20 protein-coding genes and 1 tRNA gene are annotated in these 25,409 nt (G+C 73.4%); 16 read left to right on the top strand and 5 right to left on the bottom strand.

Annotated elements, in window-relative coordinates:
• Positions 1 to 44 precede the first annotated feature (44 nt).
• From ACSDR0_RS19805 to fdhA, 4 genes are all read left to right on the top strand, one after another.
• A tRNA-Sec gene (locus tag ACSDR0_RS19805) sits at positions 45 to 138 on the top strand.
• Between the two features lie 13 nt (positions 139 to 151).
• Entirely contained in the window at positions 152 to 1,441 is a 1,290-nt protein-coding gene (gene selA, locus ACSDR0_RS19800) for an L-seryl-tRNA(Sec) selenium transferase (RefSeq protein WP_435290318.1), read from the top strand.
• Positions 1,442 to 1,492: 51 nt separating this feature from the next.
• The gene (locus tag ACSDR0_RS19795; RefSeq protein WP_435290317.1) at positions 1,493 to 3,454 is read left to right on the top strand and encodes a SelB domain-containing protein; all 1,962 of its coding nucleotides are present in this window, start codon (positions 1,493 to 1,495) and stop codon (positions 3,452 to 3,454) included.
• A gap of 396 nt (positions 3,455 to 3,850) precedes the next feature.
• Positions 3,851 to 5,074: a formaldehyde dehydrogenase, glutathione-independent gene (gene fdhA, locus ACSDR0_RS19790; protein ID WP_435290316.1), complete on the top strand. Its 1,224-nt coding sequence runs from the start codon at positions 3,851 to 3,853 to the stop codon at positions 5,072 to 5,074.
• Positions 5,075 to 5,149: 75 nt separating this feature from the next.
• Here the strand turns inward: fdhA and ACSDR0_RS19785 are convergent, their stop codons facing one another.
• Both ACSDR0_RS19785 and ACSDR0_RS19780 read right to left on the bottom strand, forming a co-directional pair.
• Positions 5,150 to 6,526, bottom strand: coding sequence for an APC family permease (locus ACSDR0_RS19785; RefSeq protein WP_435290315.1), 1,377 nt, complete (start codon positions 6,524 to 6,526; stop codon positions 5,150 to 5,152).
• Positions 6,527 to 6,528: 2 nt separating this feature from the next.
• Positions 6,529 to 6,723, bottom strand: a complete 195-nt coding sequence (locus ACSDR0_RS19780; RefSeq protein ID WP_435290314.1) for a hypothetical protein — start codon at positions 6,721 to 6,723, stop codon at positions 6,529 to 6,531.
• Positions 6,724 to 6,825: 102 nt separating this feature from the next.
• On the opposite strand from ACSDR0_RS19780, the gene ACSDR0_RS19775 reads away from it, so the two are divergent.
• The gene (locus ACSDR0_RS19775; RefSeq protein ID WP_435290313.1) at positions 6,826 to 7,572 is read left to right on the top strand and encodes a FadR/GntR family transcriptional regulator; all 747 of its coding nucleotides are present in this window, start codon (positions 6,826 to 6,828) and stop codon (positions 7,570 to 7,572) included.
• A gap of 54 nt (positions 7,573 to 7,626) precedes the next feature.
• On the opposite strand, the gene ACSDR0_RS19770 is transcribed toward ACSDR0_RS19775, so the two are convergent.
• Positions 7,627 to 8,139 carry a hypothetical protein gene (locus tag ACSDR0_RS19770; protein ID WP_435290312.1) on the bottom strand — a complete coding sequence of 171 codons (513 nt, stop codon included), beginning with the start codon at positions 8,137 to 8,139 and terminating at the stop codon, positions 7,627 to 7,629.
• Between the two features lie 326 nt (positions 8,140 to 8,465).
• On the opposite strand from ACSDR0_RS19770, the gene ACSDR0_RS19765 reads away from it, so the two are divergent.
• Genes ACSDR0_RS19765 through ACSDR0_RS19745 form a run of 5 tightly spaced genes read left to right on the top strand, consistent with a single transcriptional unit; the run spans position 8,466 to position 13,994 of the window.
• Complete coding sequence (locus ACSDR0_RS19765; RefSeq protein WP_435290311.1) at positions 8,466 to 9,575, top strand: BMP family ABC transporter substrate-binding protein; 1,110 nt, start codon at positions 8,466 to 8,468, stop codon at positions 9,573 to 9,575.
• 1 nt (position 9,576) lies between these two features.
• Positions 9,577 to 11,406, top strand: coding sequence for an ABC transporter ATP-binding protein (locus ACSDR0_RS19760; RefSeq protein WP_435290310.1), 1,830 nt, complete (start codon positions 9,577 to 9,579; stop codon positions 11,404 to 11,406).
• Positions 11,403 to 12,575, top strand: a complete 1,173-nt coding sequence (locus ACSDR0_RS19755; protein ID WP_435290309.1) for an ABC transporter permease — start codon at positions 11,403 to 11,405, stop codon at positions 12,573 to 12,575. Before ACSDR0_RS19760 ends, ACSDR0_RS19755 begins: the two co-directional genes overlap by 4 nt.
• Positions 12,572 to 13,486 (top strand): ABC transporter permease, encoded by a 915-nt coding sequence (locus tag ACSDR0_RS19750; protein ID WP_435290308.1) that lies wholly within the window; start codon positions 12,572 to 12,574, stop codon positions 13,484 to 13,486. Before ACSDR0_RS19755 ends, ACSDR0_RS19750 begins: the two co-directional genes overlap by 4 nt.
• Positions 13,487 to 13,541: 55 nt before the next feature.
• On the top strand, positions 13,542 to 13,994 hold the full coding sequence (locus tag ACSDR0_RS19745) for a VOC family protein (protein ID WP_435290307.1): 453 nt from the start codon (positions 13,542 to 13,544) through the stop codon (positions 13,992 to 13,994).
• A gap of 133 nt (positions 13,995 to 14,127) precedes the next feature.
• Here the strand turns inward: ACSDR0_RS19745 and ACSDR0_RS19740 are convergent, their stop codons facing one another.
• Positions 14,128 to 14,502 carry an ArsR/SmtB family transcription factor gene (locus ACSDR0_RS19740; RefSeq protein WP_435290306.1) on the bottom strand — a complete coding sequence of 125 codons (375 nt, stop codon included), beginning with the start codon at positions 14,500 to 14,502 and terminating at the stop codon, positions 14,128 to 14,130.
• A 171-nt stretch (positions 14,503 to 14,673) separates the two neighbouring features.
• Here ACSDR0_RS19740 and ACSDR0_RS19735 point away from each other — a divergent pair, with 171 nt between their 5' ends.
• Together ACSDR0_RS19735 and ACSDR0_RS19730 are read left to right on the top strand one after the other, a co-directional pair.
• Positions 14,674 to 14,868: a DUF1918 domain-containing protein gene (locus ACSDR0_RS19735; RefSeq protein ID WP_435290305.1), complete on the top strand. Its 195-nt coding sequence runs from the start codon at positions 14,674 to 14,676 to the stop codon at positions 14,866 to 14,868.
• 88 nt (positions 14,869 to 14,956) lie between these two features.
• Complete coding sequence (locus ACSDR0_RS19730) at positions 14,957 to 15,934, top strand: aldo/keto reductase (protein ID WP_435290304.1); 978 nt, start codon at positions 14,957 to 14,959, stop codon at positions 15,932 to 15,934.
• 38 nt (positions 15,935 to 15,972) lie between these two features.
• Here ACSDR0_RS19730 and ACSDR0_RS19725 read toward each other — a convergent pair whose 3' ends face one another.
• On the bottom strand, positions 15,973 to 19,332 hold the full coding sequence (locus ACSDR0_RS19725; RefSeq protein WP_435290303.1) for a BTAD domain-containing putative transcriptional regulator: 3,360 nt from the start codon (positions 19,330 to 19,332) through the stop codon (positions 15,973 to 15,975).
• A gap of 594 nt (positions 19,333 to 19,926) precedes the next feature.
• Between ACSDR0_RS19725 and ACSDR0_RS19720 the strand changes: the two genes are divergently transcribed.
• From ACSDR0_RS19720 to ACSDR0_RS19705, 4 genes are all read left to right on the top strand, one after another.
• Positions 19,927 to 21,357 carry a pectinesterase family protein gene (locus ACSDR0_RS19720; RefSeq protein WP_435290381.1) on the top strand — a complete coding sequence of 477 codons (1,431 nt, stop codon included), beginning with the start codon at positions 19,927 to 19,929 and terminating at the stop codon, positions 21,355 to 21,357.
• A gap of 233 nt (positions 21,358 to 21,590) precedes the next feature.
• Positions 21,591 to 22,553: a class I SAM-dependent methyltransferase gene (locus tag ACSDR0_RS19715; RefSeq protein WP_435290302.1), complete on the top strand. Its 963-nt coding sequence runs from the start codon at positions 21,591 to 21,593 to the stop codon at positions 22,551 to 22,553.
• A 211-nt stretch (positions 22,554 to 22,764) separates the two neighbouring features.
• Positions 22,765 to 24,081: an FAD-binding oxidoreductase gene (locus ACSDR0_RS19710; protein WP_435290301.1), complete on the top strand. Its 1,317-nt coding sequence runs from the start codon at positions 22,765 to 22,767 to the stop codon at positions 24,079 to 24,081.
• A gap of 96 nt (positions 24,082 to 24,177) precedes the next feature.
• Complete coding sequence (locus ACSDR0_RS19705; protein ID WP_435290300.1) at positions 24,178 to 25,323, top strand: helix-turn-helix domain-containing protein; 1,146 nt, start codon at positions 24,178 to 24,180, stop codon at positions 25,321 to 25,323.
• The last annotated feature ends 86 nt before the right edge of the window (positions 25,324 to 25,409 follow it).

The raw sequence follows: 25,409 nt of genomic DNA, 5'->3' as shown, positions 1-25,409 counted from the left end.
TGCCGTCCCGGTGCACGTACCCGCCCGCGGGTATGTTCTCCCCCGGAGGCGTATGGGCGCCTGGTGGCCCTCGCGATCTTCAAAATCGTCGAGGCCGAGGTCCTCGGCCTGGCGGGTTCGATTCCCGTCCGCCTCCGCTTATGTTCGGAGAGTGGATCCACGCAGGCTCGTGCCGCGCACCGACTCCGTTCTCGCCGACCCGCGGCTGGTCGCGGCGGCGGGGCGGCTCGGGCGGACGGTCGTCAAGGACGCCGTGGTCCGGGCACAGCGGCGCGCGCGGCAGGGCGGGCTCGATCCGGGGGAGGTCGCGGACGCGGCCGTGGCGGCGCTCCCTCCGTACCCGGCGAGCCTGCGGCCGGTGATCAACATGACCGGGGTGCTGGTCCACACCAACCTGGGCCGCGCGCCCCTGTCGGCCGCGGCGGCGGAGGCCACGGCCGTCGCGGCGGGCTACGCCGACGTCGAGTTCGATCTGGCCACCGGAGCCCGCGCCCGCCGGGGGCGGGGGGCGATGGACGCGCTCGCGCGGGCCGTGCCCGCCGCCGGGGACGTGCACGTGGTCAACAACAACGCCGCCGCCCTCGTGCTCGTGGCCACCGTGCTCGCCGCCGGGCGGGAGATCGTGATCAGCCGCGGCGAGCTGGTGGAGATCGGCGACGGGTTCCGCATCCCCGACCTGCTGGTCTCCACCGGCGCCAGGCTGCGCGAGGTGGGCACCACCAACCGCACCTCGTACGCCGACTACCGGGCGGCCGTGGGGCCGGAGACCGGGTTCGTCCTCAAAATCCACCCGTCGAACTTCCGCGTCGAGGGCTTCACCGGCTCGGTCGAGATCTCCGAACTGGCCGGGCTCGGCGTGCCCGTGGTGGCCGACATCGGCTCCGGCCTGCTGGCGCGGGAGCCGCTGCTGCCCGGTGAGCCCGACGCGGCCGGCGCCCTGGAGGCAGGGGCCGACCTGGTCACCGCCAGCGGCGACAAGCTGCTCGGCGGTCCGCAGGCCGGGCTGCTGCTGGGCCGCCGCGACCTGGTCGAGCGGTGCAGGAGACACCCGCTGGCCCGCGCGCTCCGGGTGGGCAAGCTGGCGCTGGCCGCGCTGGAGGCCACCCTGCGCGGCCCCGCCACCCCCGTGTACGAGGCCCTGCACGCCGATGCCGCGCTGCTCGGCGAGCGCGCCGCCGCGCTCGCGGGCAGACTGGCCGAGGCCGGGGTCGACGCGAGGGCCGTGCCGAGCGAGGCGGCGGTGGGCGGTGGCGGGGCGCCGGGCGTGACGCTACCGAGCGCCGCGATCAGCCTGCCCGAACGCCTCGCCGTGCCGCTGCGGACCGGGGAACCCCCGGTCGTCGGCCGCGTGGAGGGCGGCCGCCTCCTGCTCGACCTGCGCGCCGTGCCCGCCGACCGGGACGGCGACGTGCTGCGGGCCGTTCTCGGGGCCGGTGGGTGACGTGCGGGGTACGGGTGGCCGGTCGGCGCGCGGGGCGCGGGTGGACGGCTGATGCACGTCGTCGCCACGGCGGGCCACGTCGATCACGGTAAGTCCACCCTGGTGCGGGCGCTCACCGGGATGGAGCCCGACCGGCTGGCCGAGGAGCGGCGGCGGGGGCTGACGATCGAGCTCGGGTACGCCTGGACGGAGCTGCCCTCGGGGGAGCGGCTGGCCTTCGTCGACGTACCCGGCCACGAGCGCTTTCTCGGCACCATGCTGGCCGGGGCCGGTCCCGCGCCCGCCGTCATGTTCGTGGTGGCGGCCGACGAGGGCTGGATGCCGCAGTCCGAGGAGCACTTGGTGGCGCTGGAGGCCCTGGGGGTGCGGCACGGCCTGCTCGCGGTGACCCGCGCCGATCTCGCCGACCCCGCGCCGGTCGCCGAGCGGGCCCGGGCCCGCCTGGCGGCGGGCGGGCTGGACGGTGCCGAGGCGCTGGCCGTGAGCGGACGCACCGGGCAGGGCCTCGACGAGCTGCGGCGGGCACTGGACCGGCTGGTGGCCGCGCTGCCCGTCCCCGATCCCGGGGGGCCGGTGCGGCTGTGGATCGACCGGGCGTTCACCGTACGCGGCAGTGGCACGGTCGTGACCGGGACTTTGCCCGCGGGCACGGTCGCCGCAGGGGACGAGCTGGATCTCGACGGCGTGTCCGTGCGGGTGCGGGCGCTGGAGTGCCTGAAGGAGCCGGTGACCTCGGTGACCGGCGTGGCCAGGGTCGCCCTCAACCTGCGCGGCCAGGGCGCCGCCGGGCGTGGCCTGGCCCTGGTCACCCCGGGCGCGTGGACGTACACAGACCTGGTCGACGTGCGTCTGAGCCCGTCCGGCCCCCGAGGCGGTGGCCTGTGGTGGCCTGGCGGATCCGAGGCGGACAGGTCCGAAGGTGGCCACCCGTGGCGGCCAGGGCGGCCGGAGGCGGATGGCCCCGGGGGCGGTGGCCCGCGGCGGAGCGAGAATGTCCGGCCGGAAGGATCCCGGGAGCGGGCCACCCCGCCGCCCGGTGGCGTGGGTGACGCCGAGGGCTGGGACGCCGCTGACCTGCCGGGGCGGCTGACCGCGCACATCGGCTCCGCGGCCGTGGTGTGCGCCGTACGGCCGCTCGGCGGGCGGATCGCCCGGCTGCGCCTGGCCAGACGGCTCCCCCTGCACGCGGGCGACGTGCTGCTGCTGCGCGATCCCGGGCGCGGCCGGGGCGAGGTGCGGGTCCTCGCGCGGGCGGGCGTGCTCGACCCGCGCCCGCCGGGGCTGCGCCGCCGGGGCGCGGCGCGGGAGCGGGCGGCCGAGCTGGCGGCGGCCCCGCCGGACGCGGCCTCCCTGCTGCGGACCCACCTCCTGCTGCGCACCGGTGATCTCGCCGCCATGGGGTGTGTCCCGGGAAGGACGGTGTGCGGCGACTGGCACGCCGACCCGGCGCACTGGTCACGGCTGGGGGAGCGCCTCCCCGAGGTGGTGCGGCGTCACGCCTCGGCGCATCCGCTGGAGCCCGGCATGCCGGTGGAGGCGGCCCGTCACGAGCTGGCCCTGCCCGAACGGCAGCTGGTCGCGGCGCTGGTACGCCCTCCGCTCGCCCTCGACGCCGGGCGGATCGTGAGCGGCCCCGCCGGCCACGCGGCGCTGCCCGCGCGGGTCGTCCGGGCCGTCGAGCGGCTCGGCGCCGAGTTGTCCGCGCGCCCCTTCCTGGCGCCGGAGGCGGGCAGGCTGGCCGAGCTGGGGCTGGGGCCCCGCGAGCTGGCGGCGGCCGCACGGGCGGGGACATTGCTCAGGATCGCCGACGGGATCGTGCTGCTGCCCGGCGCCGACGTCCTGGCGGGACGGCTGCTCGCCCGGCTGCCGCAGCCGTTCACGGTCAGCCAGGCCAGGCAGGTCCTCGGCACCAGCCGCAGGGTCGCGGTGCCGCTCCTGGAACACCTCGACCGCAGGGGGCTCACCGAGCGGGTCGACGAGGTCCACCGCCGCTGCCGGACCCCCGCCGGATAGAGATCCCCGGTGTCACGCCGATTGCCCAGCTCGGCCCAGCCCAACTCGGCTCGGCTCGGCTCGGCCCAGTTCAGCTCAGCTCAGCTCAGCTCAGCTCAGCTCAGCTCAGCTCAGCTCAGCCCGGCCCGACCCGGCCCGGCCCGGCCCGGCCCGGCCCGGCCCGGTTCAGCTCAGCCCGGCCCGACCCGGTGGGGTGAGGTGAGGGGAGGCGGATTCCGGATGGGCGTGGTTCCCCGATACCGCTGTGACCAGCAGGTATATGGTGGAAAAGAGTGAAAAGTCACCTTTGGTTTGGGCTCGGTCGTCACCGTCCCCCTCTCCTCCCCTCGCAGGCGGCGACCGGCCGCCCCGCCGGCGTCGCGCGGAAGGGCACCACGAGGAAACAGGGAGGACGTCATGCCGAGCAACAGGGCCGTCTCGTACCAGGGGCCGGGCAAGGTGGAGGTCGAGGACATCGGCTATCCCGAGTTCGAGCTCAAGGACGGGCCCGGGGTGAACCCGGCCAACGTGGGCCGCAAGGTACCGCACGGCGCGATCGTCAAGACCGTCGCGACGAACATCTGCGGCAGCGACCAGCACATGGTCCGGGGCCGTACCACCGCGCCCGTCGGCCTCGTCCTCGGTCACGAGATCACCGGTGAGGTCGTCGAGGTCGGTCCGGGCGTGGAGTTCACGAAGGTGGGCGACCTCGTCTCCGTCCCCTTCAACATCTCCTGCGGCCGCTGCCGCAACTGCAAGGAGGGCAAGACCGGGATCTGCGAGAACGTCAACCCCGACCGGCCCGGCTCGGCGTACGGCTACGTCGACATGGGCGGCTGGGTCGGCGGGCAGGCGCAGTACGTCCTGGTGCCCTACGCAGACTGGAACCTGCTCAAGTTTCCCGACAGGGACCAGGCGATGGAGAAGATCCTCGACCTGGCCATGCTCACCGACATCTTCCCGACCGGCTTCCACGGCTGCGTCACCGCCGGGGTGAGGCCCGGATCGACCGTCTACATCGCGGGCGCGGGACCGGTCGGGCTCGCCGCGGGCGTCTCGGCGCTCCTCCTTGGGGCGGCCGTGGTCATCATCGGCGACCTCAACAAGGAGCGCCTGGAGCAGGCCCGCAGCTTCGGCTGCGAGACCGTCGACGTGTCGCGGGGCGAGCCGAAGGACCAGATCGAGCAGATCCTCGGCGAGCCCGAGGTCGACTGCGGCGTCGACGCCGTGGGCTTCGAGGCACACGGCCACGGTGACGACTCCGGCGAGGAGCGGCCCGCCACCGTGCTCAACTCGCTCATGGAGATCACTCGCGCCGGCGGCGCGCTCGGCATCCCCGGCCTGTACGTGACCGGTGACCCGGGTGCCCGGGACGAGGCGGCGAAGCAGGGGTCGCTGTCCATCCGGCTCGGCCTCGGCTGGGCCAAGTCGCTGAGCCTCGGCACGGGCCAGTGCCCCGTCATGCGCTACAACCACTACCTGATGCAGGCGATCCTGCACGACAGGGTGCAGATCGCCAAGGCGGTCAACGCCGTGCCGATCCCGCTGGATCGGGCACCCCAGGGGTACGAGGACTTCGACCGGGGCGCCGCGTCCAAGTTCGTACTCGACCCGAACGGTCTGCTCGGGACGTCCGGCTAGCCGCTTCACGGCCTGCTCGGAATGTGGCCGGTCGCGCCGCGACCCCACGCGTGACACCGCCGGGGGAGGGGCCGCCTAGAGCGGGCGCGGGTCGTTGTCGGCGCTCGCGATGACGGGCCTCTCCTCGGCGAACTCCAGCTCGGGCGGCGGCAGCCGGAACATGCGGGTGAGGTAGGCGAGGTAGATCACGCCCAGGCCGAGCCAGATCAGGCCGAGGGTGATGGCGTGGGCGTCGAGCCGGCTGAGCAGCCACAGGTTGACCACCGCCCCGACCGCCGGGGCCAGGACGTACGGCACCACCCCCCGGGACCGGCCCGCGCGGCGTTCCCTGATGTAGAAGGCGATGACGCTGAAGTTGACGAAGGCGAAGGTGGTGAAGGCGCCGAAGTTGATGAAGGACGTGGAGGTGGCCATGTTCAGCCGCAGCGCGATCAGCCCCGTGGCGCCGGTGATCACCAGGCCGAACACGGGCGTGCGGCATCTGGGGTGGAGGTAGCCGAACACGCGGGGCAGCGCCCTGTCGCGCCCCATCGCGTACAGCAGCCGCGAGGTGCCGGCCTGCGCGGCGAGGCCGGAGGCGAACTGGGCGACGACCAGACCGGCCAGGAAGACCGCGCCGAACAGGCTGGTGCCGATTATCCCGGCGATCTCGAAGGCCGCGGAGGAGGAGTCCTCGAAGACGCCGCCGGGATGCACGAGCTGCGTGAAGTACGCGACCACGATGAAGATCACGCCGCCGAGGAACACGATCAGCAGGATCGCCCGGGGGATCGTCCTCTCCGGCTCGATGGTCTCCTCCGCGAGGGTGGTGACCGCGTCGAAGCCCAGGAAGGCGTAGGCGGCGATGGCGGCCCCCGCCGCGACGCTGGAGAGCGTGGTGGCCCGGTTGTCGAACGGCGCCACGTCGAACAGCGCGCCGGGCCCCCACGAGCCGGCCACGTAGCCGATCGACAGCAGCACGAAGAAGGCCAGGACCGCGATCTGGAAGGTCATCAGCAGGACGTTCACCCTGGCCGCGACCTTGATGCCCACCACGTTGAGCATGGTCGTCACGGTGATGAACGCGACGATCCACACCCATGACGGGACGTCGGGGAACTGCGCCGACAGGTAGGCGCCGCCGATCAGCCAGATGACCATGGGCAGGAAGAGGTAGTCGAGCAGCACCGCCCAGCCCACGAGGAAGCCCGCCCGCGCGTCGATGGTCCGCCGCACGTAGGTGTAGGCGGATCCGGCGATCGGGTAGACCGCGGCCATCTTGCCGTAGCTGAGGGCCGTGAACAGCATGGCCACCAGCGCGAGCGCGTACGCGGCGGCGGTCGCGCCGCCGGTGGTCTCGGACACGATGCCGAAGATGCCCAGGACGATCAGCGGCGTCACGTAGGCCAGGCCGAACATCACGACCTCGCCGAGCGTCAGAGCGCGCTTCAGAGCCGGTCTGCTGGATCGCATGGTCAGCCCCTCGCCGGCGCCCAGAGGGAAGAGGCGGCTCGCCCCCGATAGAGGGGGCGGAGCTCGGGGAGGACGGCGAGGCGCACCCCGGGAAAGCGTCCGGCGAGCTCCTCGACCTCGCGCGCGGGATTCGAGATCGGCTCCCCGACCTGCCGGGGAGCCGCCTGGGCGAGCGCTATGGAGAGGGGACGTGACATGACCCACCTACCTCCCGACTATGAAATAAAAAATATCTCATTATGAGCATTTAAAGCAATTTTGATCACTATGATCTGTTTTCTGGCCAGTACGGTGGTGGCATGTCGTCCGGCAGTCCCCTCATCGTGCTCAAGGCCCCCGCCCTGGTCGGCATCCGGCGGCTCAACGCGCTCGACACGGTCCGTGCCCGCATCGCGATGGCCGTCGAGCTGGGCCTGCTGAAACCGGGGGAGCGGCTGCCGCCCGTCGGTGAGATCGCCCGCGCCCTCGGCGTCGGGGAGATCACCGTACGAAGGGCGCTCGTCTCACTCTGTGACCAGGACGTCCTGGAGCGGCGGCGCGGGCGCGGCGGCGGCACCATGGTGGCCGAGCGGCCCGCGACCGGAGGGGTGCGCGAGACCGAGGCCTACCGGTCGGCCGCCGCCGACGTCCACCGGCTGATCGACCAGCGGCTGCTCCTGGAGTGCGGCATCGCGCACCTGGCCGCCACGAACCCGGGCCCGCGGCGGCTGGGGGAGCTGGAGGAGCTGGTGGCGTGCATGGACCGTGTCTCCAGCTGGGCCGAGTTCCGGACCTGCGACGAGCGCTTCCACCTGGCGGTGGCCGCGGCCACCGGCCTGCCACAGGCGGTGGAGCAGTACGGCTCGGCCGTGCGGGAGCTCTACCGCTACTACCTGCCCTTCCCCCTGGAGTATCTGCGCGAGTCCAACCGCGGGCACGCGGCACTCGTCGCGGCCCTGGCCGAGGGCGATCCGCTGAAGGCGGTCGAGGTCACCCGCCGCCACGTCGAGGTGCTGCACCGGATCATGTTCGTCGGCTTCGGGGATCACCCGGCCGAGCCGGGCTGAGCGCTCCGGGCCTCAGAGGGCCTCGAAGGGGTTCTTCTGGAGGATTGGGCGGGCTCAGAGGGTTTCGACGAACAGTTCGGCCTCGTGCTCGCCCATGCCCGTCTCGCCGCGTACCAGGTAGACCGCCTGCTCGACGCGGCCGGCGGCCTTGAGCTCGCGCACGCGAGTGGCCAGGTCGGGGCCGGTGACAGCGGTGGCACCGGCGCTCGGCGGGACCATGGGGTGGGCGGGAGCGAAGCGGGCCATGAGGTGATGGCTCCACATGTCGTGCCCCCCGGCCACGGCGTCGACGATCGCCTTGGATTCCTGCAGGCCGAGCCCGGTGTGGCGGCGAAGCTCCTTGATCGCCTCGATCTTGCGCCCCTGGCGCGTCAGCCCGGTGACGGTCTCGTGCAGCCGCTCGGGCGTCGACGGCATGACGTGCACCCGGCCGCCGGTGGTCGCACGAGCGTCGGCGATCGCACGGCCGCCCTTCCTGGCGGCCATGACGACACCGATGACGATCACCAGGATCACCACCAGCACGGTGGCCACGATGAGGAACTCCACGGGCCCGATGTTCGGCATGCCCGCATCGTACGCCGGAACCGCACGGTTGTGCGGGGCGGCGGCGAGCCGGACAGGGAGGGCCTCCCGCCGGTGCCCGCCGGGAGGTTCTCCCGTGCCCGGCGGTGAGTCGTCCGGTGCCCGGTGGCGGCGAGTTCTCCCGTGCCCGGTGGTGGGGAGTTTCTCCGGTGCCCGGCGGGCGGTGGACACGACGAACGGCGACGGCTGTTAAATGGCAGCGTCCCGACCTGCCCCCGGCAAGCCCGTACCCCTTTGCCCGCGACCAAGTTCCTTCCCCCGCTCGCGCCCCGTGGGCGGCACGTGCGTATCAGATCGAGAGGATCGTCATGGCCGCATACCATCGAACGGGCCGGGTCACGGCCGCGCTGGCCGCCTGTCTCGCCGTGGCGGCGCCGGCCGGGTGCGCGAGTGGCGACGCCACGGCGCCCCGGGCCGCCACCCCCGCCCCGGCGGGCACCGGGGCGAAGACGGGCGGCGGCACCGTGCCCGCGGGCCAGCCGGACGTCAACGGCGACGGCAGGGTCGTCATCGGGGTGCTGAGCCCCGGTGACATCAACGACAAGGGCTACTACCAGAGCTTCGTCGACACGGCGGAGCGGTTCGCCACCTCGAAGGGCTGGACGATCATCAAGCGCGGCGGCGTCAACACCAGCGAGGCGCTCAACGCCGCGCGGGCGCTCTGCCGGCAGAAGGTCGACATGGTGGCCCTCGGCGCCGCGGACCTCAGGGACGCGATACCCGCCTCCGAGGAGCCGGTGTGCGCGGGCACCGCCTGGTACGTGCCCTCGTCCGACAACATCCCCCAGACCCCGAGGATCATGCTCTCCACCGACGAGGCGGACCAGAGCCTGCTGGCCGCCGGATACGCGGCGGGCCTGCTCATGAAGGAGAAGGGCGAGACCAAGGCCGGGTTCGTGACCGGCCCCGAGGTCGACTTCACCACCACGGCGGCCAGGGCCTTCAGGGCGGGCATCCGGCTGGTGGTCCCCGAGGCCACGCTGACGGTCACCTACAGCGGCGACCTCAACGACTCGGCCAAGGCCAAGGAGGCCACCCAGGCCCAGATCAGCCAGGGCGTCAAGGTCGTCTACCCCTATCTGGGCGGTGCCACCGACGCGTCGGCGGAGCTGGCCAACGCCAACGGCGTGCTCACCCTCACCCCGGGCACGGACCGGTGCGCCTCCACCGGGCCCACGTTCGACATCTCGGTGCTCTTCAGCCCCGGAGACTACTTCCGGGCCGCGCTGGAGGACTTCGCCGTGGCGAAACTTCGGGTGGGCGTGGAGAAGGTCTGGAGGCTCGGCGTCGATCCGTTCCCCACCGTGAAGATCTGCGAGCCCACACCCGAGCAGGAGGAGAGGCTGAAAACGTTCATCGCCGACGTCGGCAGCGGGAAGATCGACCCCAAGGCGGAAGTGAAGAGGCTCGGTTCCTGACATGACGGACGACGAACGGGCGAGGGAGCTCGCCCCGCCACCGGTGCCCGCGCTCCGGCTGCGGGGAATCAGCAAGAGCTACGGTCCGGTCGTCGCCTGCGACGCCGTGGACCTCGACGCGTACCCGGGCGAGATCCACGGCCTGCTCGGTGAGAACGGGGCCGGCAAGTCGACGCTCATGAAGATCCTGCTGGGACTCGTCCAGCGGGACGCCGGAACCATCCTGCGCCATGACGAACCCGTCGACATCGGCAGCCCGAGGCAGGCCGCGGTGCTCGGCATCGGCATGGTGCACCAGCACTTCAGCCTGATCGACCCGCTGACGGTCTGGGAGAACGTCATCCTGGGTGACACCGGGAAGATCGACAAGGCCGCCGCCGGCGACCAGGTGCGGGAGATCTCCCGGCGCTACGGCCTGCCGATCGACCCGCTGGCCAGGGTCGCGCGGCTCTCCGCGGGCGAGCGGCAGCGGGTCGAGCTGATCAAGTGCCTGCGCGGGGACCCGTCGGTGCTCATCCTCGACGAGCCGACGTCCGTGCTGACCCGGGCGGAGTCGGCCGAGCTGTTCGGCGTGCTGCGCCGCGTGGTCCGCTCGGAGAACCGCGCGGTCATCCTGATCAGCCACAAGCTGGACGAGATCACCGCGGCCACCGACCGGGTGACCGTGCTGCGCGGGGGGAAGGTCGTCTTCCGGAGCGCGACCGCGGAGACGGGCCCGCGCGAGCTGGCCCGGCAGATGATCGGCAGGGAGGTCTCCCCGGGCACCGAGGCCGCCGCCCTCGGCCTGCTGCAGGTCGCCCCCTCGACCGGCGAGGCCCGGACGGGTGGGGCCGGGGAAGCGGGCGCGGGGAGGGCGGGCATCCCGGCGCCCCCGGCATCCACCGATCCCACAGCGCCCACGACCCCCGAAACACCCACAGCGCCCACGACCCCCGAAACACCCACAGCGCCCACGACCCCCGAAACACCCACAGCGCCCACGACCCCCGAAACACCCACAGCGCCCACGACCCCCGAAACACCCACAGCGCCCACGACCCCCGAAACACCCACAGCGCCCACGACCCCCGAAACACCCATGGCACCCGCGATCCCCGCCCTGCGGCTTCGCGGTCTGGTCCTCACCGTCGACGGCGTGCCCGTCCTGTCCGATCTGGGCCTCGACGTCGCCCCCGGTGAGATCGTCGGCCTGTACGGGGTCGAGGGCAACGGCCAGTCGACCCTGGGCGACGTGCTGTCCGGGCTCGTCGTACCGGACTCCGGGTCGGTCGAGATCTCCGGCGGGCCGGTCGATCTGAACCGCCCGGGTGCGCTGCGGGCCGCCGGGCTCGGCATCGTGCCGGAGGATCGGCACGGCTCCGGGGTGGTACTGGACATGAGCGTCGCCGAGAACCTGGTCATGAAGTCGCTGGACGCCGTGAGCGGCCGGGTGTTCCTCAACCGGAGGAAAGCGCACGCCGTGGCCCGCCGTCTGGTGACCGAGTTCGGCATCGTCACCCCCTCGGTGGACACCCCGGTGCGCAACCTGTCGGGAGGCAACCGGCAGCGTGTCGTGCTCGCCCGCGAGCTCTCGGCCCGTCCGGCAGTCCTCGTCGTGGCGCAGCCCTCGCACGGGCTGGACGTGGGCGCCGTGGAGGACATGTACCGGCGGTTGCGCGACGCCGCGTCGGGAGGGGTGGCCGTGTTGCTGATCTCCACCGAGCTGGAGGAGGTCATGACGCTGGCCTCCAGGATCGCGGTGATCTCGTCGGGAAGGATCACCGGCGTCCTCCCCGTGGGGGAGGCCACGGCCGAGCGGCTCGGCATGCTGGTGGGCGGGGTGGCCGCGTGAACGAGGCCCGTCCGAACCCGGGCCAGGACACGTCCGGCCGTCGCCTGCTCGCCCTCCTCGCCCCCGCTCCCAAGACCGCCCTCGTGACCGTCGCGGGCGTGGTCGTGGCGCTCGCCCTGTCGTCACTGCTGATCGCCCTGACCGGCGGCTCCCCCCTCGCGTCGGTGCGGGCCCTCTTCCAGGGCAGCGTGGCCGACCGGGCGGCCTGGAGCTCCACCCTGCTGTACGCGGCGCCGCTGCTGCTCGTCGCCGTGGGCGCGTGCGTCAGCGCCAGGTCAGGCGCGTTCAACATCGGGCAGGAGGGCCAGGTGCTCGTCGGCGCCCTCTTCGCCGCCTGGGTGGGCCTGCGCCTGGCGGTCACCGGCCCGGCGCTGCTGGTGGTCGTGCTGGTGGCCGCCGCGCTGGCCGGTGGCGCGTGGGCCGGCCTCAGCTCGCTGATGTACCGGCTGCGCGGCGTCGACATCGTGGTCAGCACGTTGCTGATGACCTTCGTCGCCCAGCAGCTCGTCGCGTTCGCGGTGAACACGCCGTGGCTGCTGCGGGAGACGCGGGTCGGTGACGCCGTCGTCGCGCCGCAGTCCAACCCGCTGCCGGAGAGCGCCCTGCTGGGCTCGTTCGGGGAGTACCCGGGCCTGGAGGTCAACGGGGGCCTGCTGATCGCGCTGGCCGCGGCCGCGGTCGTCGCGACGGCGATCGCCCGTACCCGGTGGGGGTTCCGGCTCGCCATGCTCGGCCTCAACCCGCTCGCCGCCAGGCACGCCGGGGTACGCGTCGACGCGCTGGGCGGCGTGGCGCTGGCCGTCTCCGGCGCCTTCGCCGGGCTGGCCGGGGCCGTGCTGCTGACCAGCCCGGTGGGCGTCCACCGGCTGCAGCCCGACATGGCGATGAACATCGGCTGGGACGGCCTGCTGGTCGCCCTGGTCGCGCGCAACCGGCCGGTGCCGGCCGTACCCGTCGCCCTGCTGTTCGGCGCGCTGCGCTCCGGCGGTGGCTTCCTCGCCGCGACCGGAGTGCCCCCGTTCGTCGTGGACGTGGTCAAGGCCCTGCTGGTGCTGGCCTTCGTCGCCCCGCCCGCCGTCGTCGCCGCGATCCGGCGCCGCGGGGCCGCCGCGCCCGCCGCGCACGCCGGACACCGGTCCGCGCCCGTCGCGGAGGGGGCCGCCCTGTGATCGCCGCGGACGACGTCTCCACCATCCTGTCCAGCGGGGTACGGCTCACCGTGCCGCTGGCCTTCGCGGCGTGCGGGGAGTATCTCGCCGAGCGGGCCGGTGCCATGAACATCTCCGTCGAGGCGATGATGCTCGGCGCCGCGTTCGGCTCGATCGCCACGGCCGCCGCCACCGGCAGCGCCGCCACCGGCCTGCTCGCGGGCGTCCTGGTCGGGCTCCTGATCGGTCTCGTCCACGGCAACCTCTCGCACCGGCTGAAGATCAACACCTTCGTGGCCGGCCTGGTGCTCAACGCCCTCGTGCTCGGGCTGACCGGCTACCTGATCACGATCAGCGACTTCGGCTCCCACCAGGTGTCGCAGGTCAGCGTTCCTTGGCTGCGCGACATCCCGCTGATCGGCCCCCCGCTGTTCGTCGAGCGCTGGCCGGTCTACCTGCTGGTCGTCATCGTCCCGCTGACCTGGTGGCTGGTCGAGCGCAGCCGGTGGGGCCTGGAGCTGCGGGCGGTCGGCGAGCAGCCGCAGGCCGCCGACGTCACCGGCATCCGGGTCGACGCGCGCCGCCGCCAGGCCCTGCTGTGGTGCGGTGCGCTGGCCGGGCTGGGCGGCGCCTACCTCGCGGTCGGCGAGGTCGGCTCGTTCAACCAGAACATGACGGCCGGTCGTGGGTACATCGTCATCGCGGCGGTGATTTTCGGCGGCTGGCGGCTGGGACGTACCCTGCTCGGCTGCGCGATCTTCGGCCTGGCCGACGCCATGCGCCTGGCGCTGCCCGCGCTGGGCCTGACGTTGAACTCGCAACTACTCATAGTGGCGCCGTACCTGCTCGCTCTGTTCGCGATGCTGCTCTTCACGAACCGGCGCCGCGCGCCGGGGGCGCTGGGACGGCCCTTCGAAAGGGGCTCCATCTGAGGCTCCCGGACACCGGCGACCACCCGGATCGACACGGAACAACCGGAGGACCTTCATGAGTGATCTGACCAGGGCGCGGTGGACGCACGTCGCCCTGCCCACGGGCGATCTCGGCAAGGCGATCGAGTTCTACACGTCGCTGACCCCGCTGGTGGTCGTCGAGCGCTTCCAGGACGCCGACGGCGAGAGCGCCTGGCTCTCCAACGACGGGCAGGCCGAGACCCCGATGGTCCTGGTGCTCGTCTCGTTCGACAGAGACAGAGGCCGGCAGCTGGGGCTGCTGACGCCGTTCGCGCACATCGGCATCGAGGTGCCCGAGCGCGCCGACGTCGAGGAGATCGCCGAGCGGGCACGCGAGCTGGGCCGCCTGCACTGGGAGCCCCGCGACATGCCCGGCCCGGTCGGCTACATCTGCGCCCTGAAGGATCCCGACGGCAACGTCGTCGAGATCTCCCACAACCAGCGGGTCTTCGCCACGGTACGCAAGCTGTGGGCGGATCCCTCCTGAGCGAGGAGTTCACCCGAGCTCACGGGCGGTCCCCCTGAGCGGGGAGTCCCTCCGGGGTTACGGGAGGTCCTCTTGAGCGGGGAGTCCATCCGGGGTCACGGGCGGTCCTCCTGAGCGGGAAGCCCGCCGAGGGTCACGGGAGGTCGCCGTCCGTGCTCGGGGGCGGGGTCTCCGCCTCCCTGATGCGCCGCTCCCGCCTTCCCCGCGCGATCTCGGTGCCCAGGGCGTCGAGATGCCGGTTCCAGAAGTGCCGGTAGCGGTCGAGCCACAGGTCCACCTCCCGCAGCGGGGCGGGGTCGACGGCGTACAGCCGCCGGGTTCCCTGGGCGCGCACGGTCGCGAACCCGTTGTCGCGCAGCACGCGCAGGTGCTGCGAGACGCCGGGCTGCGAGATCCCGAACTCCTCCTGCACCACGGCGCTGATCTCACCGGCCGCCAGCTCGCCGTCGGCGAGCAGCTCCAGGATCCGGCGCCGGACCGGATCGCCGAGAACGTCGAGCGCGTGCATGGCCTCACTGTCTCAGTATCGACTTATATAAGTAAAGTCTGAATGCGGCGGGGCGGTCCCACCGACCTTAATGTGCCTCCCACCTGGACGAATACGCCGCGGAGTGATCCCATGGAGGGTAAGGGGGAGGATGGCCGGACAGCCGGCATCCTGCTGATCCAGGAGGCCACGATGAAGGCAACCATAGGCGACAAGCTGATCGTGGAGGGCGCCCACAACGGCGCTCCTCGCAAGATCGGATTGATCATCGAGCTGCGCAACGAGGACGGAAGCCCGCCCTACGTGGTCCGCTGGGAGGGCGACGCGCACGAAAGCCTCGTCTTTCCCGGTCCCGACGCCCACGTGATGCCGAGCGTGTCGAGGTAGGACGGATCACGCACCGTGCCGTACCGCCGACCTGCCGTACCCGGGTGCCTGTGACTCCCACCATGCCGCGCGGGCTACGATCGCTGATGTGGAACAGCGCGAATTGGGCAAGACAGGCAGGCAGATCGGCGTCGTCGGGCTCGGCGCGTGGCAGCTGGGCGCCGACTGGGGTGAGGTCGGCGAGGACGAGGCCCTGGCCACCCTCGACGCCGCCGTGGACGCGGGGGTCACCTTCGTCGACACCGCCGACGTGTACGGCGACGGGCGCAGCGAGCAGATCGTCTCGCAGCTGATCAAGGCCAGGCCGGGGCTGACCGTGGCCACCAAGATGGGCCGCCGCGTCGCGCAGGAGCCGTCCGCCTACACCCTGGACAACTTCCGGGCGTGGACCGACCGGTCCCGTGCCAACCTCGGCGTCGACACCCTCGACCTGGTGCAGCTGCACTGCCCGCCCACCGCGGTCTACGCGACGGACAGGGTCTTCGACGACCTCGACACCCTCGTCGAGGAGGGCCGCGTGGCCGCCTACGGGGTGAGCGTGGAGACCTGCGACGAGGCGCTGACCGCGATCGCCCGGCCGGGCGTGGCCACCGTGCAGATCATCCTCAACGCCTTCCGGCTCAAGCCGCTGGAGAAGGTGCTCCCGGCGGCGGCCGAGGCCGGGGTCGGCATCATCGCCCGCGTCCCGCTGGCCAGCGGCCTGCTGTCCGGCAAGTACGACGAGTCCACCGTCTTCACCGCCGACGACCACCGCACCTACAACCGGCACGGCGAGGCCTTCGACGTCGGCGAGACCTTCTCCGGGGTCGACTTCGCCACCGGCCTGGAGGCGGTCCGCCGCCTGGCGCCGCTGGTGCCGCCGGAGACCACCATGGCGCAGTTCGCGCTGCGCTGGATCATCGACCAGCCCGGCGTCTCCGTGGTCATCCCCGGCGCCCGCAATCCCGGGCAGGCCCGCGCCAACGCGGCCGCCGCCTCCGTGGACGCGCTGCCCGAGGCCACCCTGGCGGGCGTACGGGAGATCTACGACGAGCTGATCCGCCCGCAGGTCCACCAGCGCTGGTAGCTCGGTGGCCGGCCCGGCGGAGCTCGAACCAGGACGGATCAGCTCAGGCGGGCCAGCAGCCGCAGGCTTCGCTCCTCCAGGTAGGCGAGGCCGAGCCGCCGGTGCGTCTCGGCCGCCTCGCGGGCGTGCTCACGAGCCCGGCCGGCACGCCCCAGCCGCGCCGCCAGCTCGGCGAGGACCAGGTGGGTGGAGCCCCACGCCGTGCTGCCCGTCCCGGCGACGATCAGCTGGTCGGCGTGCGGGGCGAGCCTGTCGTACAGCTCCTCGGGGTCGGGGACGCCGAGCCCGGCGGCGACCAGGCCCCAGACGGGGATGAGGAAGTCGGAGATCCAGTCGTCCGCGACCTCGGTGCCCCAGCGGGCGACCAGCTCGCGGGCGAGATCCGGACGGCCGGAGTCGAGGGCGGCCAGCACCGCGATCGGGCGCAACGGCGCCAGCGACGGGTCCTCCGCCGAGGCCAGCAGCTCGTCGAGGGTCTCCGCGACCCGGCCGCGCCCCCGGTCGCAGGTGAACGTCGTCAGCAGCAGCCGGAACTCCTGCCCCCAGACACTGGAGCCGTACCCCATTTTCCCGAAACGGGTGACGAGCGACTCCGCGTCCGCCCAGCGGCCTTCGAGGGTGCACCTGGCGGTCTGGGCGATGCGGACCATGGCCTCCAGCTCGGGGCGGCGTACCTCCTCGACCAGGCGCTCGCAGCGGGCCAGGTCGAGATCCCAGCCGGTCAGGTCACCGGCGCGCAGCAGGCAGGCCATCCGGAGGACCCGGGCCACCAGCTCGGTGGCGCGCGGCAGGCGCGGCAGGGCCAGCATCTCCTCCGCGGCCCGCAGCCGCTCGGGGTTGCGGCCGGGCACCCAGCAGGCGAGCAGGTAGTTGTTCAGGGTCCGCGCCAGCAGCGCGGGATCGTCCAGGTCGCGGGCGATCTCCACGGCCCGCGCCGCGTGCCGCTCGCCCTCGGCGCGGCGCGGCCCGTAGTGCAGCTCCACGGCCAAGGTGCCCAGCAGCGCGGCCCGGTCGCGGTCGCCGAGCGGCCCGGCCAGCAGGTCCTCCAGCACGGCGACCATCGCGGCGTCGACCACCCCGTACGGGCGCCACAACCACAGGGCGAGCCCGCCGGCGACGGTCATCGCGGAGATCAGGGCGTCCCTGTCACCCAGCCGCAGGGCCAGCTCGATCGCCTCGTCCACGTCCCGGCGGGCCGCCGTGGCGTCCCCCACCGTGCGGCGGGCCTGCCCCAGCTCGGTCAGCAGCGCGCACCTGGCCCTGCCGCCGCCGCCGGCCGGCAGCGAGTTCAGGGCCAGCTCCCACAGCTCGACGGCCTCGGTGTACGCGAGCTGGGCCGCGGCCCGCCCGGCCGCGCGGGAGGCGTGCTCCACCGCCCTGGACGCGCCGCCGACCCTGGCGGCCGCGGCGAAGTGATGGGCCAGCGTGGCGGGTTCGGCTCCGGGCCTGGTCTCCAGGCACTCGCCCGTACGCAGGTGCAGCCGGGCACGCGCCAGGCGGCCGAGCCCGGACAGCAGCGCGTCGCGCACCAGGGCGTGGGAGAAGCGGTAATCGGGGCCGCCGGGCGGTTCGGCCAGCAGCCCGCTCGCCACCGCCGGTTCGAGCAGGGACATCACCCGCTCGGCGGGGATGCCCGTGACGGCTTCGAGCACGTCGACCTCCACCTCGCGCCCCGTGACCGCCGCCGCCCGCAGCAGCTCCCGCGTCTCCTCGGGAAGCCTGGCCGCCCGGCGTTCGATGACGTCGCGCGCCCCGGCGGGCAGCCCGGCCGCCAGGCAGCGCTCACCCTCGCCCTCACGCAGGCGCAGCAGCTCGCTCAGGTAGAAGGGGTTGCCGCCGGTCCGCTCCAGCAGCACGCCGACCAGCCCCGGATCCTCGGGGATCCGCCGCAGGCGCAGGTACGACGACACGTCCTCCGCGCCGAACGGGGACAGCTCCACGCGCTCGGTCCCCCGCTCCCTGGACAGCGCGCCGAGGGTGTCGCGCAGTCGCGCGGGGTGGTCGCCCGGCTCGGGACGCAGGGTCGCCACCACGAGCACCGGGTGGCGGGCCAGCTCGCCCGCGACGAAGGCCAGCAGGCGCAGGGAGGAGGCGTCGGCCCAGTGCAGGTCTTCCAGAACCACCAGGAGCGGGCCGTCGCCGGAGATCAGTGTCGTCGTCACCCGCTCGTACAGCTCGAACAGCGCGGCGTCGGGGTCGAGGCCGGGACCGCCGCCGGGTGACGCCGCCTCGCCGTGGAGCGGGTTCGCTCCGCCGCACTCGCGCAGCACCTGGGTCCAGGGCCAGAAGGCGGGTGCCGCACCGTCCACGCAGCGCCCCCAGGCCACCCGGAACCCCCGCCCGGCGGCCTCGTCGGCCGCGGCCCGCGCGAGCCGGGTCTTGCCGATCCCGGCCTCCCCGGTCACCAGCAGCACCCCGCCGTCGCCGCGCCGCGCCGAGGCCAGCCGCCCGGCCACCAGGCGCAGTTGCGCCTCCCTGGCGACCAGCGTCTCACCGGCCTCAGGGGCCCCGGCCGCGGGCCGGGCGGCGGGCGTGATCGGGGCCGGTGCGAGCGGGACGGACGCGGCGGGAGACGGGAACGGGCCCGCACCGGCGAGCGGGCCGGGAGCGGTGCCGGGGATCTCCAGCTCGGCGGCCTGCTCGAACACCGCCCGCTCCAGGCTCCGCAGCCGCGGCCCCGGCTCGATGCCGAGGTCGTCGGCCAGCAGGGCGCGGACCCGGCGCAGCGCGGCGAGCGCGTCGGCCTGCCGGCCGGCCCGGTACAGCGCCAGCACCAGCAGCCCCCAGAGCCGCTCCCGGTAGGGGTGGGCCTCGGCGAGGCCCTCCAGGTCCGGCACGCAGGCGCCGCCCTCGCCCAGCGCCAGACGTGCCTCGAACCGGTCCTCCACGGCGGTGGCCCGCAGCTCGCGCAGCCGCGCGACGGCGGGCCGGGCGAACTCCTGACCGGCGAACTCACCCAGCGGCTCACCCCGCCACAGCTCCAGCGTCTCCTCCAGCACCCGGCGCGCCCCGCCGTGGTCGCCGCGCGCCAGTGCCCTGCGTCCCTCCTCCGCGCCCGCCGCGAAGCGCGCCAGGTCGACCTGGCCGGGGACGACGGCCAGCAGGTATCCCGGCTCGCGCGTGAGCAGCACCCTCGGCGGCGTACGCGGCCTGCGGCCGGGCTCCAGGACCCTGCGCAGGTGCGCGATGTAGGCCTGCAGGGTCCTCGTCGCCCCGGAGGGCGGCTCGCCCGCCCACAGCTCGTCGATCAGGCGGTCCAGCGAGACCACCCTGCCCGGCTCCAGCGCCAGCATCGCCACCAGGGCGCGCTGCTTCCTCGTGCCGAGGTCAAGCGGGTGGCCGGCCTCGTCGGCGACCTCCAGCGGGCCGAACAGCCGGAAGGTCAGGCCCGTCGGCATGCGTCCTCTTTCGTCATGGCAGTTCGTCATGGCAGTTCGTGATGGCAGCCGGAAGCCTACGTTCTCCCACCGTCAGTTCCGTGGCCGGCGGACCCGGTGACCGGGCCCGTCCCGGGGTGACCCCGTGCCGAAGGGGGGAGCCTGCCCGCCCGTCGGTGTGCGGACGATCGGCCGCACCGGCTCACCGCGCCACGCGACCCCTCCGCGATCGTCATGCCGAGGGGCGGCGCACTGATCGTTTGAATGTTTCAGCGCTTATTTTCATGCGTTCGAGCAGATTGGTCACCCCCTTTAGTTTGTAGGATTGACAAACTTATTCCGGCTATTTACATTGCGGAAACCGATCTCCCGCACCCGGGAGGTTCGGCCGGGACCGGTCACGAGACACGTCGCGAACGGACTCGGTGCCTCAACGCCTCACCGACCTGACCTCGATCGACCGCTGACAGACCACCGTCGCCGGGGCGCACCGATGTCCTGCGGCAGATGACCGGCCGACCACGAGGAACCGCCCCACCGAACTTCGAGGATGAGAATCGATGGACTCGCGCTCAACATCCCCCCCGCCGTCGAGGACGGTTCGCGGCCCGATTGGTGGGTCTTCCCGCCGCCGCGGCCCTGGTGGTCGCATCCGCCGTGGTGGCGGTGGCGTGGCCGTCGCAGGCGGCCGTCGCGCCGGTCGCGGGTGGTGTGTACACGCTGGCCTCCGGGTCCAGTGGTAAGTGTGTCGATGTGGCCGGTGCGTCGGCCGACAACGGTGCCTTGCTGGTGCAGGTGGCCTGTGATGCGGCCGCCGCCGATCAGCAGTGGAGGGTCGTGGCTCGGAGTGGCGGGTTCAATCTGGTCAATGCCGGTAGTGGCCGGTGTGTGGATGTGCCGAATTCCTCGACGGTCTCGGGTACCCAGTTGCAGCAGTGGGGGTGTGGGGACGGGAGTAAGCCGCAGCAGCAGTGGACCTTCACCGCCTCTTCGGCGGCCTCCGGGAAGTATCTGGTCAGGAGTGTCGTCTCCGGGTTGTGCGTGAGCAACAGGGACGGTTCCACCGCGGGTAACAATCCCGTCGTCGAGGAGAGCTGCTCCGACGTCGCGCGTATGCAGTGGACCTTCAACCAGCTCTCTGGACCCACCCCCACCCCCACCACGGGGACCCCGACGGTGGCCTCCGACGGCACCGGCCGGTACCGGACCGTGCAGGCCGCGATCGACGCGGTGCCGTCGAACAACGGCAGCCGAGTGGTCATCACGATCAAGCCGGGCAGCTACCGGGAGATCGTCAACGTCAACAAGCCCTACGTGACCCTCCAGGGGCTGGGCTCCTCGCCGTCGAACACGCTCATCGTCAACAACCGGTCGGCGTACACCTCCGGCACCTCCGGCAGCTACACGGCCCTGATCTCGGCCCGCGACGTCACCGCCGACAACCTGACCTTCTCCAACGACCTGGACGAGAGCACCATCCCCAGCGGCCACCAGGCCGTGGCACTGCGGCTGGACGGCGACCGCACCACCCTGACGAACGTCCGCGTGCTCGGCGACCAGGACACGCTCCTGGTCAACGACTCGGCCCGCGCGTACGTCAAGAACTCCTACGTCGAGGGCACCGTCGACTTCATCTTCGGCGGCGGCACCATCGTCTTCCACAGCTGCGACATCTACGAGAAGCGCAGCAGCGGCGGCCCCATCACCGCGGCCAGCACCGCGGCGGGCAAGACGTACGGCTACCTGTTCTACAGGTCGCGCGTCACCGGCGCCGCCGCCAACAACACCTCGCTGGGGCGGCCGTGGCGGCCCGACGCGCAGGTGCTGTACCAGGAGTCGACGCTGAGCGCGACGATCGCGACCTCACAGCCCTGGACGAACATGTCGAGCAACACGTGGCAGAACGCCCGCTTCCTCGAATACCGCAACACCGGGGCCGGCGCGACCGTCAACTCCAACCGGCCGCAGCTCAGCGACTCCCAGGCCGCGAACTACACGCCGCAGAGGTACCTGGCCGGCTCGGACGGCTGGAACCCCGCCGGCTGACCGGCGGGCGACGCCGTAATGTCCCCGCCCCCCGGAAGCGGCGGGACACCGCCTGCAACCGGCCCCCACATCCGAGCCTTCTCGTCGGCAAAGGGATGTGACCCCGTCGAGGGCCGGGCCTCTGGAACGAGTTTCCCCGGGCCTGGCCCTCGGTCTTCGGCCGGCCGTCTCGAAGCCCCTGACCTGTACTATTTCTGGTTGCTAGTGCTGGTAGGCGCTTTTATGGGGGTTTCGTGTCCGTTTACGATAAGTCAGATTCGGCCTTCGATGACGATCCGGTGGCCGCTCTGGAGGCGGCCTCCTGGGCTCTGGCCGCCGTGATCGGGACGATGCGCGACGCGTTGACGGCCCCGCTGGCCGATGTTCTGGCCGCCGCCCCGCAACGGACCGCCGTGCTGGAGGCGGCCGGGCTGGTGGAGCGGAACGGGGACGAGCTCACCCCGCATCCGTCGCTCCGCCCCGGCGAAGGCCCGACGGCTCGAAGCGCGGGGGAGGCGAAGCTGAGTTCGCTGCGCCAGGCCGTCGCCGCCGCGGCACACGAGGGGAACGACGTCGCGGGCGGCGGCTGGGCCGACCAGGACGACGAGGTCCTGCTGAACCAGGGAAGGGCCTCCGCCGCGACCGGCCGCGCGCTCGCCACGAGGGTCGTCCCCCGGCTCACCGGCCTGGCCGACCGTCTGGACGTCGCGGGCAGCCGCATCCTCGACGTCGGAACCGGGGTGGCGGCGATCGCCGTCGCCCTGGCCCAGGAGTTCCCCCGCGCCCACGTCCTCGGCATCGACATCCTGGACCGCGTCCTGGATCTCGCCCGCGTCGAGATGGCCAAGGCCGGAGAGGCGGCCGAGCGCGTGTCGCTACGCCGGCTGGACGTCGCCGAGGTGGCCGAGCACTCCGCCTACGACCTCATCTGGCTGCCCGCGCCCTTCCTGCCGGAAGCGGTGCTGAACGCCGCCCTGCCCCGAATGGCCGACGCCCTCCTCCCCGGGGGATGGATCGTCGTGGGAACCAACCCGGCCTCCCAGGACCCCCTGCGGCAGGCGGTCGGCCGGTGGACCGCCGTCCGTAACGGTGGCAACACCTACGACACGGACCGCATGGCCGAGGTCCTGGCGTCGTCGGGACTCCAGGAGGTCCGGAGCTTCCCCACCGTCAAGGGGGGCCCGGTGCTCGTGGCCGCCCGCCGTCCGTGCGGCTGACGGCATCCCCTTTCCTTAGCCGCCGAGGGCCGGCGAGGCCCGGTTCCTGAGCCGATCCCGATGGATCGGCGGTCCGTCCGGCGGCCGAAGAGCCGCCTGGATCCTCGCCGCCGGAGTCTCGCGCCGTTCGGTGCCCGACCTCAGCCCGACCTCAGCTCGATCCCAGCCCGGCTGTCCGACAGTGGACACGACGAAAGGGAGAAAAACCATCATGACGATCGGGAACGACCTGCGGCGCGCGGTCCGGGGGCCGGTGCTGGCGGCCGGCGACGAGGGGTTCGAGCGGGCCGGGCGGGCGTGGAACCTGGCGGTCGACCAGCCGGTGCTGGCGGTTGTCGAGGCGGAGGACGCCGACGACGTGGCCGCGCTGGTCACCTGGGCCCGCCTGGCCGGGCTGAGCGTGACCGCCCAGCCCCTGGGACACGGCGCGAGCGGCGACGTGGAAGGGACGATCCTGTTGCGCACCGGGCGGCTGGGCGGGGTGGACGTGCGGCCGGAGCGGCGCACCGCACGGGTCGGGGCGGGGGTGAGGTGGAGCGAGGTGCTGGCCGCCGCCGGACCGCACGGGCTGACGGGGCTGGCCGGCAGTTCCTCGGGGCCCAGCGTGGTGGGCTACACCCTGGGCGGGGGCCTGAGCTGGTTCGGCCGCCGCCACGGCTTCGCCGCCGACGGCGTGCGCGCCTTCGACGTGGTCGGCGCCGACGGCGCGCGGGCCACGGTCGGTGCCGCGTCCGACGCCGAGCTGTTCTGGGCGCTGCGCGGCGGAGGCGGCGACTTCGCCCTGGTGACCGCCGTCGAGTTCGACCTGCACCCGGCGCCGCGCCTGTACGGGGGGCGCGTCCTGTGGCCCGGCGAGAGCGCCCCGCGCGTGCTCCAGGCGTTCCGGGAGATCACCGCCGACGCCCCCGAGGAGCTGAGCGTCTGGTTCGATCTGCTGCGCCTCCCCGGGGCGGCGCCCACGGTCGCCGTGGACGTGACGTTCCTGGGCGAGACGGGGGAGGCGCAGGACCTGCTGCGCCGCCTGGACAAGATCGACGGAGTGATCTCCGACAGCCGGGGCCCGCTGCCGGTGGCCGAGCTGGGCTCCATCTGCGCCGAGCCCGTCGCCCCCGGAGCCGGGCTGAACCGGGGGGAACTGCTGACCGGCCTGGACGACGCGGTCGCGGCGGCGCTGCTGGCCGCGCCGATCGACCCGCTGCTGAGCGTGCAGATCCGTCACCTCGGCGGCGCCCTGTCCCGCCCGGCCCGGGACGGCGGCGCCTGCGGGCACCTGGCCGAGCCCTACCTGCTGGGCATGTTCGGCCTCGCGCCCTCGCCCGAGGCCGCCGCCGCCGTACGGGCCCGCCAGGACGAGATCGCCGCGGCCCTGGTCCCGTGGACCAGCGGGCGCAAGCCCTACACCTCTCTGAGCCCCGGCGAGCGGGCCGCGTCCGCGTTCCCCGCCGACGTGCTGGCCCGGCTGCGCGACGTCAAGCGCTCCCGCGACCCGCACGGCCTCATCCGCGCCAACTACCCGGTGTCGCGCTGAGCGTCCGATCCGCTGTCCGCTGTCCGCTGTCCGGTGTCCGGTGTGCGGTGTGCGCTGTCCTGGCCGGGAACGCGGGCGGCGACCTAGTGTGGAGCCGTGCAGGGACTACTGCTGAGGCTGTCGGCGCTCGATTCCGACGCGGAGAGCGCCGTCCGCGTCATCGCCTACTTCGACGTGCTGGTGCGAAACCACGCCGGCGTCCCGGCGCTGCTCCAGGCCACCGCGCGCCTGGCGCAGTGCCCGGTCGGGCTCGTCGACGCGGTCACCGGCAGGCGGGCGCGGGTCGTTCCCGGCGGGGCGCCCGAGCCGTGCGAGGAGCCTCCCGGCCCGGCGATCCGCCGTCAGCTCGGCTCGGCGCTGGGCGCCGTGTGGATGGAACGCGAGGGGCGGGCGCACGGCCTCGACGAGATCGTCCTGGAGCGCTTCGCGGGCGCGGCGGAGGTCATCCTGGAGCGGGCCGCCGCCCAGGCCCAGGCCGGCACCGACCCCGCCCTGGTGGAGCTGGTCCTGTCGGCCGACGTCGGCGAGGCCGAGCGGGCACGCGCCCTGCGGCTGCTCGGCTTCGGTCCAGCCACCCCCCTCCAGGTGCTCGCCGTCCTGGCCGACGACGATCGGGAGGGACGCGACGGGGCCGCCGTGGCCACCCGGCTGCGGGTCGCCGACCGCCACGTCCGCGCCGCCCTGCTGGGTGACACCGTGGCGCTGCTGGTCAGTCCCCCGATCGACGGGCCGGGCGAGCTGCCCGGGGTACCGGACACCTGGCGCGTCGGCGTCGGGCCGGAGACACGCGGGGCCGGGGCCGCCGAATCCTGGGCGGCGGCCCGCACCGCCCTGCGCTTCACCGGCCCGCACCCGGCGGATCGGGTGGTCGACTGGACCGGTCTCGGCGCGCTGGCCCTGTTCGCCACCCACGTGCCGGACGAGGAGATCGCCGCCCTGGCCGACGTGCGAGCCGTCGAGGAGCTCTCCCGGCGGCCGTACGGCACCGAGGCGCTGGAGGCGGTGCGCGCCCTGTGCGCGGAGGGGACGGTCCGCCGGGCCGCGGTCGCCGTGCACCTGCACCACAGCTCGCTGGCCGCGCGCATCGCGCGGGCGGAGGCCGTTCTCGGCTTCTCCCTCGCCGACTCCGCGGGCCGGCTCCGGGCTCACCTGGCCATGCGGCTGGTGCGCCTGCGTCCCGCCGTCAGCGAGGCGGGGTCCGGCGCGGCGCGACCGTCCGTTCGGCGGCGGCCCGGCGGCTGATCTCCGCGTTTCGGGGATCGGCCCGTTCCGATTCCGGGGCCGGGAAAGCGGGACGGACGGGGCAGGCGAGATGGGGAAAGGGTTGC

It is taken from the genome of Streptosporangium sp. G11 (genome assembly GCF_051192615.1).
In the GTDB taxonomy this organism is placed as follows: Bacteria; Actinomycetota; Actinomycetes; order Streptosporangiales; family Streptosporangiaceae; genus Streptosporangium.
The sequence above is the reverse complement of the archived record's forward strand: the minus strand, read 5'-3'. Positions and strand labels throughout refer to the sequence as shown.

Bases quoted from the DNA above. Each gene is read 5' to 3' on its own strand.
- ACSDR0_RS19795 (WP_435290317.1), top strand. From the start codon at position 1,493: ATGCACGTCGTCGCCACGGCGGGCCACGTCGATCACGGTAAGTCCACC.
- fdhA (WP_435290316.1), top strand. From the start codon at position 3,851: ATGCCGAGCAACAGGGCCGTCTCGTACCAGGGGCCGGGCAAGGTGGAG.
- ACSDR0_RS19785 (WP_435290315.1), bottom strand. From the start codon at position 6,526: ATGCGATCCAGCAGACCGGCTCTGAAGCGCGCTCTGACGCTCGGCGAG.
- ACSDR0_RS19780 (WP_435290314.1), bottom strand. From the start codon at position 6,723: ATGTCACGTCCCCTCTCCATAGCGCTCGCCCAGGCGGCTCCCCGGCAG.
- ACSDR0_RS19775 (WP_435290313.1), top strand. From the start codon at position 6,826: ATGTCGTCCGGCAGTCCCCTCATCGTGCTCAAGGCCCCCGCCCTGGTC.
- ACSDR0_RS19770 (WP_435290312.1), bottom strand. From the start codon at position 8,139: ATGCCGAACATCGGGCCCGTGGAGTTCCTCATCGTGGCCACCGTGCTG.
- ACSDR0_RS19765 (WP_435290311.1), top strand. From the start codon at position 8,466: ATGGCCGCATACCATCGAACGGGCCGGGTCACGGCCGCGCTGGCCGCC.
- ACSDR0_RS19760 (WP_435290310.1), top strand. From the start codon at position 9,577: ATGACGGACGACGAACGGGCGAGGGAGCTCGCCCCGCCACCGGTGCCC.
- ACSDR0_RS19745 (WP_435290307.1), top strand. From the start codon at position 13,542: ATGAGTGATCTGACCAGGGCGCGGTGGACGCACGTCGCCCTGCCCACG.
- ACSDR0_RS19740 (WP_435290306.1), bottom strand. From the start codon at position 14,502: ATGCACGCGCTCGACGTTCTCGGCGATCCGGTCCGGCGCCGGATCCTG.
- ACSDR0_RS19735 (WP_435290305.1), top strand. From the start codon at position 14,674: ATGAAGGCAACCATAGGCGACAAGCTGATCGTGGAGGGCGCCCACAAC.
- ACSDR0_RS19725 (WP_435290303.1), bottom strand. From the start codon at position 19,332: ATGCCGACGGGCCTGACCTTCCGGCTGTTCGGCCCGCTGGAGGTCGCC.
- ACSDR0_RS19710 (WP_435290301.1), top strand. From the start codon at position 22,765: ATGACGATCGGGAACGACCTGCGGCGCGCGGTCCGGGGGCCGGTGCTG.